Below are 13,062 nucleotides of genomic sequence, written 5' to 3'. Positions count from 1 at the left end.
GGGCTCGGCATGTGGTCAGTGACGCTTTTGGGCGAGAGAAAGCTGGAAGACGTCCGCGGCGAGGCGGGCAGCGGCTTCCCTGGTCGGGTGAGCCAGCAACTCGGTCCGGACTCGCCCACCGGCTGCCAAATGCCGGTCATAGGGCAGAACCTGAACGCTTGCCCCGGTGGACCTGAGCCTCTGGGCGGCCTCGTCGAGGTCGACTCCCGAATGTGCTACCAGTTCGGTGAGTACGACGACCGTGCCGGCGATCACCTGGCGAGGCAGCCCCTGCATCCACTGGAGCACCGCGAACGTACTGGTGACGCCTTCCGGCGTGGCGGGCGCGGTCAGCACCCGGCCATGGGCGGCGGCCAGCGCGACCCGGGCAACCTCCGTGGGCAATGTCTCGCAATCGATGACCATCACACCGAAGTAGCGGCGCAACGCCACTACGGCCCGCTCGTACGACCGGCTGTCCAGCATGACGCCGATCTGTCCCTGGCTTGCGGGCAGCAGCCAGGCGTTGTTGGGGAGTTGGACGAGATAGCCGGTGACATCGAGCAGCGACATGTCCGGCTTGACGATGTCCGCGATATCGCTGGTCGTCCAGCGCAGCGACTCGGCGCCGAGACGCAGCGGCAGCGAGCCGAGCGCCGGATCGGCCTCCAGGAAGAGGACCGGGTCCTGCCGGTAGTGCGCGTAGGTGGTGCCGAGCAACGCGGCGACGGTCGACTTGCCCGACCCGCCCCGGATGGAGGTGACGGCGATCTGCCGACCGGTCGTCACGGGCTGCTGCAGTGCCGCAGCGGTGCGGGTGATCTCGGCGACCTCGCTCGCGGCCGACGAGGAAAGCGTACGGCGCAGGGCACGTGCGGCACGCGCGGCGAAGGACTCGCCGTGCCGCGGCTTGCTGCGCAGCGCGTCGGCCGGCCCCCCTTTCAGCACGGGCCGCGAGCCGGGACCGCTCTGGGGCTGGGGGCCCGGGGCGTACGCGGCCGGGGCCTGCTGCTCCTGCCGCTGTTCCTGGTACCCCGCCTGCCGCGGCCAGTCGCCGGGACGACCTGCGTGCTGCTGCCCTTCGTAGGGGTAGGCGGCCTGCCGCGGCGCGCCACCGTCAGGGGCGGCGTCCGGCGCCTGAGTGCCCTGCGCAGGCAGTGCACGGCCCGGCGCGGAAGCGCGGTACGCCTGTCCGCCGGGGCCTGGTGCACCTTGCGCGCCGCCGCCCCTCAGGTCGCGCAGCACATCACCCTGCCAGCCGTCTCCGCTCGGCATACCTGTTCCCCCTCCGCTGTCCCGCCCGCAGCCGCCGGCACATCGACTCAGAACTGTCAGAACTGGTTGAGCAGTTGCCCGTACACACCGAACACCCCAAAGGCGAGCGGGAAGAGCCCCACCATGCCGATGGACTCGACCAGATCGCCCATGCGCCGCAGCCGCACCTGCACGTGCTCGGGCACCTGCACCGCCAACACGACCAACGGCAGCACCGCAGCCGCACACAGCACAGCCAGCGGCCCGACGCCCCCCGCATGCTCCATCCACCACGTCACCAGGCGTACCACCAGGCACGCCGCGGCAGCGAAGAGCGCAACGACCTCAACGACCAGCGGGAACGCTCGCGCCCTCGACACCAGCACCACGACAACGAGCGTTGCCAGCACCACGGTCCATACGGTCGGCTTCTCGGCCAGCGTGAGCAGCCATCCGGCGGAGGCTGCCGACATCGCCGTGACGACCGTCGAGAGGGCCAGGCCGCGGTGCGTCGCCGCAAGGGCGGTACCTACCTGGTGACGGCTGACGGAGACACCGCCCGAGCGGCGGTCGTCGAGTGCGGTGAGCCCAGATGCCATCAGCGCCAGCCGCGGCAGCACACCGAGCACCACCAAAGAGAAGACAGCCATCACGGCACCGAGCCGGGCCGGATCACCCTGAACCGCGGCCACCGCCTCCCACGCAACGGCGATCGTGGCAGTGGTCACCGCACCGACGAGCCCACCCTTGCCCAGCGGAGAGAAGTAACCAAGGAACACAAGCGTCACGACCAGCGCACCCGCCACGGCAGCGAGCCGCGCGGTGCCCGGCCAGCCGAACGCATCGGCAGCCGTCCATCCCGTGAGAACACCGAGCCCGCCGGCGGCGAGCAGGAGCGCGGTCGCCAGTCCCCGGTTCCCCCGTCCGACCTTGGCGACGAGCGCACCGGCCGCCAGGAGCACAGGTGCTACAACGGACAGAGCACCGACCAGGGCGCCAAGCGGGAACTCACGGCGGGCGAGCAGCGCGGCGATCACGGCGAAGACGACCGTTGCCACACCCGCACTGGCCCGGCGCGCAGCAGGACGCCAGCGCCAAGACCGCAGATCGAGGTCGTCGGCCACCTGATCGCTGACGTCGTGCACCACGGGAGCCGGCGGCGCGGAATGCGTCGTCACCAGTCGGAGCACGGCGCCGTCGGCCACCCCGGCCGATGCCAACGTGCTGTCGTACGGCAGGACAGAGCCGTCGGAGGTAATCAACTGCCGGGCCACGGGACGCGATGCGGGCCGATCGCCCAGCAACGGCAGGACATCCGGGATCAGTTGCCCTATCGGCGTATCGGAGAGCAGGACGACATCGGCCCGGCGTCGCTCACCGACCAACGTCACTCGGCTCAGTTGCGTCCGGGAACTCGCTGCTCTGCTCACCACTTACCGGAACCTATCATCGCGCGGTTGACGAACTCTTCGGCCAAACGGGACGTGCTTCCCCTCTGGCCCTGCGTCAGAAAGTCCCTCTCCCGCCACGGGAGCTCTTCGCGCATTCGCTGGGAATGCCGCAAATTCTGTCCGAATCCGATCCGTTGGCTTCTAGGGTTTCGCCGGCCTTGTCGGCTGCCCGTACTGCTGCACCTGACGCTGCTGCTTGTCCTGCTCGGCCTTCTGCGTGGCCAGCGTGTGCTGAAGGAACGACCACCCCACGCACCCCGCGCACAGGACAGCCGTGATCGCGATCCCCGCGAAGACCTTCCCCAGCCGCTCGTCCGCCGTGCGACGTCCCCGCTGCGCACCGAACAACAGGGCATCCCGCATCCTGCGCCGACGTACTGCCACCGACTCCAGCAGCTGACTGTCGTAATCCCGCGCCATTTCCTCGTCCGTCGCTTCACGTCGCCTGCCGTATTCGCCATGGTCGATGAGCCCTCGGCCAATGGCGGCCATACGCCGGCCGTTGTTCCGAGAGCCTCATGCATGATGGCGCACTTCTGTGCCCGCCGCGGGCCGGCCGGCTCGTCGAGCACCGTCATGCGCCCGGTCGAAGCGGTGCACGGCGCGCCGACTCCAGGCCGGATCGCGGGCCGCTTTTCCCGGGTCGAACCCCGGCTGTGGGCCGGTCGGTTGGCCCTGGGGCCGCTGTCGGACCGGCCGCGCAAGAACTGCTGAACGATCGCGGAGCCGCCGCCGGCGCCCTGCGCCTGGCCGAGGAGGAGTCGGCCCTCCTCGGCAAGCCGGGCGGAGGCGGTGTCCGATCAAGGAGTGGCAGCTGCGGCGACGTGTTGTGCTTCCTCGGTCACCAGGGAGGTCAGCTTGCCGGGCGTCAGTTGGGTGGTGGGGCCGGGCAGGGGGCGGCCGTTGATCTGGACGACCGGGGCCTCGCCCAGGCCGGCGGAGGCGAAATCGGACTGCGACTTCGCCACCCAGCCCTTGCGCTGACCGCGGTCGACGCACAGTCGGAACGCGTCCTGATTGATCTTCCCCGCCTTCTTCGCGAGGTCCGACAGCAGGTTCCGGTCCTTGAGCGCATCGTCGGTGGGAGCGGGCTGGTGCTGCCACACCTGGTCCATGAAGGGGGTGAAGCGCCCCTGGTCCTGAGCGCAGGCGGCCGCGGCGGCCGCTTCCTGCGCGCCGCTTCCGCCGTACTGCTTGTCGCTCTGAGTGACAAGGCGGTAGTTGATCTGGAGCCGGCCGGACGCGAGGAGGTGGGAGAACGTGGTCGCGTATCGCTGGGCGAAGGCCCGGGACTGCGGGCTGCGCGGGTCTTCGTACACGGTGAGCGTCACCGGCACGGTCGGTCGGACCGGCAGATCGAGCTTCGTTTCGCCGGCCGGCCCCACCGCGTGCTCCGGCGCCTCCACCGCGGTCGCCTCGTGAGCGCGCGCAAGCCGGCCGACGGCTGCGGCCGCACCGCAGACCACGGCGAGGCCCACGGCTACCGCCCCGTAGAGGCGCCAGTTCCTCCGCGGCGCACCGGCACCCGTCCGAGTCGCCTTGCCGTTGTGTTCATCTATCCCCGCAGAGGACAAAGTGCGTGCCCTTCATTACGTCAATCGACGGGCTCGGCCGTCCTGCCGTTCGCGCCGTCGCATTTCGAGCAGCAGCAACCGCATCACACGATCGCTGTTTCGGTCATTCGTTTGAGTGTGCCAAAGGGGGAGTTCGCAGCCGTCCGATGTGTCGTGTGCGGCTCCATCCGCTCCGACCGTCCTGGCCGCCGCCACAGAAGCCGGTACCCGGGTGCGCCCCTTGCTGTGAGACCGAGGGGTCCCGTTCCACGGCGAGGGGCGCATCCATGGCGGCGTGCCGGGCGGCGACGGTGCCAGTGGGTCGGGTGCGGTGGGAGGTCAGGCCGCCTGGCACTGGGCGTCGTTCGCCGGGAGGTGTTCCTCGGCCCAGACGATCTTGCCGTCGGTCGTGTACCGGGTGCCCCAGCGGCGGGCCAGCTGCGCGACGAGGAAGAGGCCGCGGCCGCCCTCGTCGGTGGTCCGCGCGTGGCGCATGCGGGGGGAGCTGCTGCTGACGTCGGAGACTTCGCAGATGAGCGCATCCTGCCGGATCAGGCGGAGCCGGATGTGTCCGTTGCCGTAGCGGACGGCGTTGGTGACGAGTTCGCTGACGATCAGCTCGAAGGGGAAGATCAGACTGTCCAGTCCCCAGGCGGTGAGGCGGTCCGCGGTCAGCGTGCGGGCGTCCGCGACGACTGTCGGGTCGGAGGTCAGTTCCCAGGTGGCCACTTGGTCCTCGCTGAGGGCGTGGGTACGGGCGAGGAGCAGCGCGACGTCATCGTCGGGGCCGCCGGTGAGCACGTCGTTCAGGACGGTTCCGCAGAGTTCGTCGAGCCTCGCCCGGCGGGCGGACAGCGCGGTGCGCAGCCGGGCGAGGCCCCGGTCCATGTCCTGGTCGCGGGTCTCTATCAGGCCGTCGGTGTACAGGGCGAGAACGCTGCGGTCGGCGATGTCGAATTCCGCGGACTCGAAGGGCAGGGCGCCCAGGCCGAGCGGAGGCCCGGCGGGCAGGTCGGGGACGGTCACCGAGCCGTCCGGGGCGATGACCGCGGCAGGAGGGTGGCCGGCCCGGCACATGGTGCACTTGCGCGTGGCCGGGTCGTAGACGGCGTACAGGCAGGTGGCGCCGAGTGCGGCGGGGGCCAGTGACGGGTCGGCGGTCTGTTCCTCGTCGATCAGGCGCAGTACCAGGTCGTCCAGGTGGGCCAGCAACTCGTCCGGGGGGAGGTCCATGTCCGCCAGGGTGCGGACGGTGGTGCGAAGCCGGCCCATGGTGGCCGCGGCGTCGATCCCGTGGCCCACGACGTCTCCGACGACCATGGCCACCCGGGCCCCGGACAGGGGTATCACGTCGCACCAGTCGCCGCCCGCGCCATCGGAGGCATGGGCGGGCAGGTAGCGCCAGGCGACATCGAGCGTGCTGCCGCCGGTGAGACTGCGCGGGAGCAGGCTGCGCTGCAGGGCCAGCGCGGTGCTGTGCTGCCGGGTGTAGCGGCGGGCGTTGTCGATGCTCACCGCCGCGCGGGCCACTACCTCTTCCGCGAGGAGCAGGTCGTCCTGCTCGAAGGGGTCGCGCAGCTGCCAGCGGATGAATCTGACGACGCCCAGAACATCGCCGAGGGCGAGGACCGGGGCGAGTATCAGGGAGCAGAGACCGAATTCCCGGATTTTCGCGGCGCGGGCCGGGTCTGTGGCGAACCAGCTGCTGGTCGAGGCGCCCGGCATGGCTTCCAGGCGGGAGCGCCCGTCCAGCATGCACTGCATTTCGGGTGAGTGAGGGTGGAATTCGACGGCCTGCCCGGTCGCCGCGACCGACTCGGGAACACCTTCGTGGATCGACTGCTGGCCCGCACGGCGCATCTGTGGCGGATGGAGGTGAGCGCCGGGGCGCGGTGTGTCGCCGCGTATCACCGACTCCAGGAGGTCGACGGCGACGAAGTCGGCCAGCCGCGGCACGCTGATGTCGGCCAGGGTCTGCGCGGTGTCCATGACGTCCAAGGTGCTGCCGGTCTGCGCTCCGACCTCGTTCAGCAGGGCCAGCCGCTCCCGCGCCCGCCAACGGTCGGTGACGTCGAGGACGATGAAGGAGACGCCCAGCACCCGGTTCGTGGCGCTGTGCAGCCGGAAGACGGACAGCGAGTAGGCGTGCGGCCGATGGGGGTGCTCCTGCGTGCCGCCGCGCAGCAGGTGATCGACCAGGGGCCGGCCGGTGTCGAGCACCTCCTGCGCGAGCGACTCGATCCCCTCGACATCCAGCCTGAAGTCCAGGTGGGGCAGCACGTCCCGCAGGCGCTTGCCCAACCGCTGGTCGCGGGGGAGACCCCCGAGGCGCTCCAGAGCCTCGTTGACCCAGACGAAGCGCAGGTCCCGGTCCAGCACGGCCATACCTGCCGGCGACAGGGCGAGGATCCGCTCCAGCATCGGCGGGTTCGCATGCCACCACTCGTCGGAGGGCCCCGGGCCACGGCCGACTGCACCTGCGCTGTCAGAGGTATCCATGTGCCTGCACCGTCGTCTAGGAGAGGCACCACCTGACGGGTCCGGCGCGCTGGGCCTCCAGATGCGTCAGAGGTTCCTGATTCAAGGGTCTCACCAGCCTCCACAGCCGTCGCACCGTGCTCGGTCGCTCACCTCTTCACATGACGCGGTACTGCGAGCCGGAGAGCACCCGGCCACGACCATGCGAGCGAAAACACCGGCACCCCGCGCCGCGCCGCCTCGCTCCCCGGTGTCCTCGGCCGAAGCTACGTACGGATGAGGTCATCTGCCTGCCAGATCGGCGCTGACGCATTCGGGGTCAGGCCGGAGGAGAGAGTCCATGTGCGACGACGCGAGCGAGCCGCCCACGCCGCCCCAACCGGGGCTCTGCGATCTGTGCGGCCTTCCCCTTCCCACCACGCAGGTCTCCGCCCTGGTCCGCGACTCCTCCGCCGTCCATCCCTACAACCCGGACCATGACGGCATGCGACGCCTGACAGCCTGCGGCCCCGGCCACCTCGACGAACTCCGGCAGCGCTACCAGGAACGCCGCTACACCAAGGAAGAGCTCTGGGCCGGGAAGATCGCGCGTGCCCTGCGCCTGCAGCCGGACCTGGACGAGGAAGAGCTGGCCGAGGTGACCGGCCTGAACTTCCTCCAGATCGAGCGCACCCTCACCTGGGAGAGCGAACGATTTCTCAGGCAGCAGGCACCGGAGGACCGAGAGGGCCCGGAATCCGGCCCCCACGACGACGAAGCACGCTGACCCAGGCGCCGCCGACGGTGGCCGACGGGGACCGGACAGCGCGCGGCCCGGGCAGCGGCTGCGGATACGGGTTCGCCCCTCGGCTCTCCTCCCGTCGCACCGGCAGCGCGGACTGCGCCGTCTGCCCTCTGCAGCGAGCAGAGCCCCGGAACCCATGAGGTCATGGGGATACCGCTCCGCCCGGAGGAGCCTGACCACGCACGCCCACGAGGAGGGCACATGGCAGCCTGCGATGTCTGCGGCAACGACTACGCGATGGCCTTTGAGGTCCACGTGGCCGGCGGCGCCGCCTACACCTTCGACAGCCTCGAATGCGCGGCGCACAAGCTCGCTCCCCTCTGCGACCACTGCGGCTGCCGCATCCTGGGCCACGGCCACCAGACCGACGGAAAGTTCTACTGCTGCGCCCACTGCGCCCGCGCCAAGGGCCACACCGCGCTCACCGACCACGCATGAACGGCCACGGCCTCGTCCCCGCGGTCGACGTCCGCGCGGCGCGCCGCCCATGGGCAGTAAGGCTCAGCCCCGCGGACACACCGCAAGCCCGGGGCGGTACCGCTCTGAGGAGGCAGCCATGAAGCAACGACGCACAGGCACGGAGCCGGTGACCGCGCAGAGTCCGCTGCGATTGCGGCGGACGCTGGCCGCCGGCGCGCTGGTGCTCCTGGTCGCGGCCACGGTGCGACTGGCGCTCGCCGCGCACGCTGCCGGGCCGCACAGTTCCCCCGGCCCCACCGTGCTGCTGGTGCTGGCGGTGGTGTGCGGCGTTCTCGCCCTCTCCGCCCTGGTGGATCTCGTGGTGCTCACGCGCCGCCTTCGGCGGGCGGGCACGGAGGACAAGAGCGCCCCGTAGGCACGCCGAGCAGGGCGAGGGCGGCAGCAGGACCCGGCCCTGCCCGACGACCCGACCAGGCCCCTACCTCTGCACCGCCGGAACCAACAGCTCGTCCGCACATGCGCTGCGCCTGCTGGGCGGCTGGTCGGCGCCGGATGCCGCGGCCCGGGACGGCCACCGCGAGAACATGTGACGAGGACCCCGCCCTCGCCCGGTCCGCCCTGCGGCTGCGTGCGCTGGGCGGTCCTGGCCGGCGCGGCACCGCTCGCGACGGCGAGCCCGGCCGGCCCGTGCGTCCGTCGTGCTCGGGCGGCCCTTCCCAGGTCACGGCGGTGGAGGGCCGCCCCGCCTGAGGTGTCTAGTCCGTGGTGCCGGAGGCGGTGCGCAGATCGCGGTTCCAGTCCAGTTGGACGGCCAGTGTGTCGTCGCCGGGGCGCTGTGGGGACGGTGCCCCGGCGGTGCGCGGCGGGGTGCGGGTGCCGCGGGAGATCTCTCCGCTGGCGGTGATGTTGTGCTCGACGCGGGGGCGGCGGCACGCCTCGTAGAGGGAGAGCGCGCTGTCCGGATCCGGTGTGTCCCGCAAGGACTTGGCGAGGACGACGGCGTCCTCCAGCGCCATCGAGGCCCCTTGGCCCGTCGCCGGTGAGGCCGCATGCGCCGCATCGCCGATGAGCAGCGTCCGCCCGGAGCGCCAGGGGGTGCCGGTCGGGATCTCGGTGGCGTTGGTGGCCATGATGTCGTCGCTGGAGGCCGCGACGATGCCCGCGGCGGGGGTGGCGTCCTTGCGCAGCATCGCGACGAGCTGTTCGCGCCAGCGGGACGGTGCGGGGTGCGCGAGGTCGTGGGCGGGGACGGCGTCGCCGCCGACGCGGGCGAACCAGTACGTCTCCCCGTCCGGCGAGACCGCGTAGCCGAAGGCGGCGGTGCTGCCCCGCACCATGGTGATGTGCCCCGTGTCCTCCGCCTCCGGGACACTCTCCGGGGCGTTGCGCGTGTAGCCGTAGAAGACGCTCTGCCCGGCATAGACGGGCTCCGTCCCCGGCGCGACCGACTGCCGGACGGTCGAGCTGAGGCCGTCCGCGCCGATGAGCAGGTCGCCGGTCGCGACGCTGCCGTCGGCGAAACGCGCGGTCACCTCGTCCGGCCCGTTCTCGACGGACACCAGCCGCGCCCCGTGGGACAGCCGGATTCCCCGGCGGACGGCCTCGGCCTGCAGAGCGGCGTTCAACTCGCCCCGGCGCAGGCACCGGTAGCGAAGCAGCGCGTCGTCGGCCACGCCCAGGGGCACATGGGCCGGCCGGCCGCCCTGGGCGTCGAGAACCCGCATCGACCGCAGCGGCCAGCCGAGCGCGGTGACCACGTCCGAGGCGTCGAGTTGCGCCAGTGCGCGCATGCCGTTGCTCGCCAGGGTCAGGAACGCCCCGATGTCCGCGGCCGTGTCGGGATGCGCTTCGTGCACGGTGACGTCGAGCCCCGCTTTGTGCAGGGCCAGCGCGGTCGCCGTACCGGCGATGCCACCACCGATGACCAGAATGCGTGTCACGTACCAGTCCGCTCTGCTGCGTAGGTCCCCTCGGGCGTCCCTGTCCATGATGCACCCGGTCGTGTGAAGTCGCCGTGTTCCGGGCGCCTTTGGGGACGACGGCGCCGCTGACGGATCCCGGTCCGGTCGAGCCTGTCAGTCGGCTGGGCGCATTACGGACCGTCAGCCCCGCGTCCCGTTCACGGGCCGGCGGTGGGCGGTCCGGGGGGCGTGCGCGGCGAGGGTGTCCGTCCGACGGCGGCCTTTCCAGGATCCTGGCGCGCCCGGAGCGGCGCCGAGGCGAGGGTCAGGCGTGCTGCGCCCCGCGTGCCAGCAACAGCAGGGCGTCGACGAGTTCCTCGGCGGGCGCACCGGTGGCCAGGCTGCGCAGCTGCAGTCCGAAGACCAGCGCGACGGTGGTGCTCGCCAGCCGCTCGGCTTCGGGTACGCCGAGGCCGGTGAGGATCCGGGCGGCCAGCTGGTCGTATGCGGCGAAGCACTGCGCGGCCGCGATGCGCAACCGCTCATCACGGCCGGCCTGGACATAGAGCTCGAAGGGGGCGATGTGCCTGCTGTCGGTCCGGGTGCACCCGGCGACCTGGCCGACCGTGGCGGAGGCCCGGTCGATGTCCATCCCGTCGGTCCGGCACTGGTCGGCGAGCTCGGTGAAGCGCCGGGTCTCCTCCGCGACGAAGTGCAGCAGGCTCTCCCGCAGCATCTCGTGCCGGGTCGCGAAGTGGTAGGTGACCGAGCCGAGGGAGACCTTGGCCTCCTTGGCGATCCGCCGGTTGGTGACCCCGGCGACGCCGTCCTCGGCGATGGTGCGCAGGACGGCGTCGATGATGCTCTGCCGGGTTCCGGGGGGCTTGGACATGGCGGTCATTGTGCCACCGGTGGGGCGGCGGGGAGGGGCGGTGCGGCGGTCTCCGGGAGCGGCGGGGAGGGGGCGGTGCGGCGGTCGTCGGGGCCGGTGCGGCGGCCGTGCGCGTCGTGGACGCCGCTGGTCATGCGGTGGCGGCGGGTGCGTGGGACCTGCGGTTGACGTGGTCGTCCCGCCTTCCTGTCGTTCGTTCGGACGAACGGGTTGCGGGAGGGCCGGGTCGTCCCATGCGCACCGCAGGGGCGACCGTTCTCCTGGCCGGGGCTGCCGGGGCCTCGGTCGGGCCATCGCTCGTGACCCGGCCGCCAAGGGGGCAAGCTGCCCCTTTCCGGGCGCCGGGCCGATGCCCGGAAAGCTCGCCGACGAGCTCGGCGCCCGAGCGGGTCGGCGAAGCCTCAGCTCCCTGACCGGCGAAGCCCCTACCCGCCGGGCGGCGAAGTCCGGGCCGGGGCTCGCCCGCCCGGGATCCGGCGGTCGCGGACGCCGACTGCCTCGGGCTCGCCCCCTTCAGCGAGCCGCCAGAGCGCTATGTCCCCTTTGCGTAGATATTCTGTGAAGTGTGATCGAGCCTGGACGGCCGCGGCCCCGTCGTCGCCACGGCCGGGGGAGCCTTGTGCGGCTGTCGCCGGTCATCCTGACCGTCGTCATCGCCAGCCTGGCATATGCCACTCCGCCGGAGATGGCCTTCAGTCGCCTGCTGCCCGCGGCGCCGGCCCTCGCCGCCGCCATGTGGCCGGTGCTCCCCACTGTCCTCCTGGGGACGGTCTGCCTCTTTCTGATGATCGGCCTCAGCATCGTGTTCCCCGGCCTGGGGACGTGGTGGACGGCTGCGGGGATCATCGCGGTCACCGTGGCGGCCGCCTACGGAAGCCATGTCCGGCTCCAGCGGGAGCGGACCCTTTTTCAGGTGCGGCTCGTCGCCGACGCCGCGCAGCAGGTGGTGCTGAGCCCGATGCCGCGCCGCTACGGCAGCGTCGAGATCGAGTCGCTGTACCTCGCGGCCGCGGCGGAAGCCCGTATCGGCGGGGACTTCTACGAGGTGGTCGACACGCGATACGGGGTCAGGCTGCTCATCGGTGATGTGCGGGGCAAGGGCCTGCCGGCAGTGGGCGCGGCGGCGGCGATCGTCAACTCCTTCCGGGAGGCGGCCTACGGCGAGGCCGACATGGTCAGCGTCGCGCGCCGGCTGGATGCCAGCAGCACCCGCTACAACGCCGCCTTTCCTCCCGAGGGGCCGATGGAGCGCTTCGCCACCGCGCTTCTTGTCGAGATCCCGCACGAGGGCGGGCGTATCGAGATCCTCAACTGCGGACACCCCCCGCCGCTGCTCCTGAACCACGGGCGACTCCGTGCCCTGGAGTCCACCTCCCCCTCGCCGTTGCTCAACCTCGCGGAACTGATCGGCGATCACTACACCATCGACACCTTCGACTTCACCCCAGGCGACCTGCTGCTTCTCTATACCGACGGGGTGGCCGAGGCCCGTGCCCGCGACGGCGAGTTCTTCCCGCTGGCGGCCTGGATGCGCCAACAGCCCCCGACACCGCCCCACGAGCTGCTCGCGGCTCTCCACCGCGACCTCCTCCACTACAGCAGAGGACGCCTGGACGACGACATCGCCGCCCTCGCCGTGAGCCTGCGTGCACCCTCGGAGTAGGCCCGGCCCGGATCGCGGCCGTGCGGTGCCGTCATGCGCGGGCGCGACCCGCGGTCCGGCGCGCGGCCCGGGGGCGTGGGGTCGGTGTGTGCCCCGTGGCGGTCAGGTCGCGCTGCCCGCCTTCCAGTCGGACCAGGACAGGTTCCAGCCGTTGAGGCCGTTGTCCGGTTTGATGGTCCGTTCATCGGAGTTCTTGACCACGACGACGTCGCCGACCAGCGACTCGTTGAAGAACCACTTGCCCGGGGTGTCACCGCCGCCGCCCTTGCTGTCGCGCAGGCCGACGCAGCCGTGGCTGGTGCCGGAGTTGCCGAAGATCGACGGGCTGCCCCAGTAGTTGCCGTGGAGGAAGGTGCCCGACGACGACAGGCGCATGGCGTGCGGGACGTCCTTGATGTCGTACGAGTTCCGCTTGTCGAAGCCGACCGTGGAGCCGTCCATGCGGGTCTTTTCGAGCTTCTCCGAGATGACCATCTGGCCGTTGTAGGTCGGGTGCTCGGAGCTGCCGCCGGAGATCGGGATGGACTTGTAGGTCTTGCCGTCCCGCTTGACCGTCATGGTCTGGGTGTTCATGTCGACGGTGGAGACCTGCGAGCGGCCGATGGTGAAGGAGACCGTCTTGGACTGGACGCCGGTGATGCCCTGGCCGCCCTTCACGCCGTCCAGGTCGATCTTCATGGTGATCTT

The 13,062-nt window shown here is 71.3% G+C and carries 12 protein-coding genes; 4 read left to right on the top strand and 8 right to left on the bottom strand.

Translation table 11 applies throughout. The features are described 5' to 3' along the window. Window positions 1-15: 15 nt before the first annotated feature. From AB0411_RS28695 to AB0411_RS28675, 5 genes are all read right to left on the bottom strand, one after another. Window positions 16-1,254 carry a MinD/ParA family ATP-binding protein gene (locus AB0411_RS28695; RefSeq protein WP_366420186.1) on the bottom strand — a complete coding sequence of 413 codons (1,239 nt, stop codon included), beginning with the start codon at window positions 1,252-1,254 and terminating at the stop codon, window positions 16-18. A 56-nt stretch (window positions 1,255-1,310) separates the two neighbouring features. Continuing rightward, window positions 1,311-2,666, bottom strand: a complete 1,356-nt coding sequence (gene eccD / locus AB0411_RS28690) for a type VII secretion integral membrane protein EccD (protein WP_366420185.1) — start codon at window positions 2,664-2,666, stop codon at window positions 1,311-1,313. Between the two features lie 159 nt (window positions 2,667-2,825). Further along, a complete protein-coding gene (locus AB0411_RS28685) occupies window positions 2,826-3,176 on the bottom strand; it encodes a hypothetical protein (protein ID WP_403151093.1) in 351 nt (116 codons plus the stop codon). Between the two features lie 308 nt (window positions 3,177-3,484). Next, window positions 3,485-4,162, bottom strand: coding sequence for a DsbA family protein (locus AB0411_RS28680; protein WP_366420184.1), 678 nt, complete (start codon window positions 4,160-4,162; stop codon window positions 3,485-3,487). Window positions 4,163-4,576: 414 nt separating this feature from the next. Then, a complete protein-coding gene (locus AB0411_RS28675) occupies window positions 4,577-6,736 on the bottom strand; it encodes a SpoIIE family protein phosphatase (protein ID WP_366420183.1) in 2,160 nt (719 codons plus the stop codon). A 319-nt stretch (window positions 6,737-7,055) separates the two neighbouring features. On the opposite strand from AB0411_RS28675, the gene AB0411_RS28670 reads away from it, so the two are divergent. The 3 genes from AB0411_RS28670 (at window position 7,056) to AB0411_RS28660 (ending at window position 8,334) form a co-directional block, all read left to right on the top strand. Then, window positions 7,056-7,481: a hypothetical protein gene (locus tag AB0411_RS28670; protein ID WP_366420182.1), complete on the top strand. Its 426-nt coding sequence runs from the start codon at window positions 7,056-7,058 to the stop codon at window positions 7,479-7,481. Between the two features lie 219 nt (window positions 7,482-7,700). Continuing rightward, window positions 7,701-7,937 carry a hypothetical protein gene (locus AB0411_RS28665; RefSeq protein ID WP_366420181.1) on the top strand — a complete coding sequence of 79 codons (237 nt, stop codon included), beginning with the start codon at window positions 7,701-7,703 and terminating at the stop codon, window positions 7,935-7,937. A 118-nt stretch (window positions 7,938-8,055) separates the two neighbouring features. Next, window positions 8,056-8,334 carry a DUF6343 family protein gene (locus tag AB0411_RS28660; protein WP_366420180.1) on the top strand — a complete coding sequence of 93 codons (279 nt, stop codon included), beginning with the start codon at window positions 8,056-8,058 and terminating at the stop codon, window positions 8,332-8,334. 340 nt (window positions 8,335-8,674) lie between these two features. Here the strand turns inward: AB0411_RS28660 and AB0411_RS28655 are convergent, their stop codons facing one another. Both AB0411_RS28655 and AB0411_RS28650 read right to left on the bottom strand, forming a co-directional pair. Then, on the bottom strand, window positions 8,675-9,859 hold the full coding sequence (locus AB0411_RS28655; protein ID WP_366420179.1) for an NAD(P)/FAD-dependent oxidoreductase: 1,185 nt from the start codon (window positions 9,857-9,859) through the stop codon (window positions 8,675-8,677). Between the two features lie 286 nt (window positions 9,860-10,145). Continuing rightward, window positions 10,146-10,712, bottom strand: a complete 567-nt coding sequence (locus AB0411_RS28650; protein WP_366420178.1) for a TetR/AcrR family transcriptional regulator — start codon at window positions 10,710-10,712, stop codon at window positions 10,146-10,148. 619 nt (window positions 10,713-11,331) lie between these two features. Here AB0411_RS28650 and AB0411_RS28645 point away from each other — a divergent pair. After that, window positions 11,332-12,375: a PP2C family protein-serine/threonine phosphatase gene (locus AB0411_RS28645; protein WP_366420177.1), complete on the top strand. Its 1,044-nt coding sequence runs from the start codon at window positions 11,332-11,334 to the stop codon at window positions 12,373-12,375. A 102-nt stretch (window positions 12,376-12,477) separates the two neighbouring features. Here AB0411_RS28645 and AB0411_RS28640 read toward each other — a convergent pair. Then, on the bottom strand, window positions 12,478-13,062 hold a 585-nt coding region (locus AB0411_RS28640; RefSeq protein WP_366420176.1), incomplete at its 5' end, for a L,D-transpeptidase.

Origin of the sequence: Streptomyces angustmyceticus (genome assembly GCF_040701845.1) — a bacterium.
GTDB classification, from domain to species: Bacteria; Actinomycetota; Actinomycetes; order Streptomycetales; family Streptomycetaceae; genus Streptomyces; species Streptomyces angustmyceticus_A.
The sequence above is the reverse complement of the archived record's forward strand: the minus strand, read 5'-3'. Positions and strand labels throughout refer to the sequence as shown.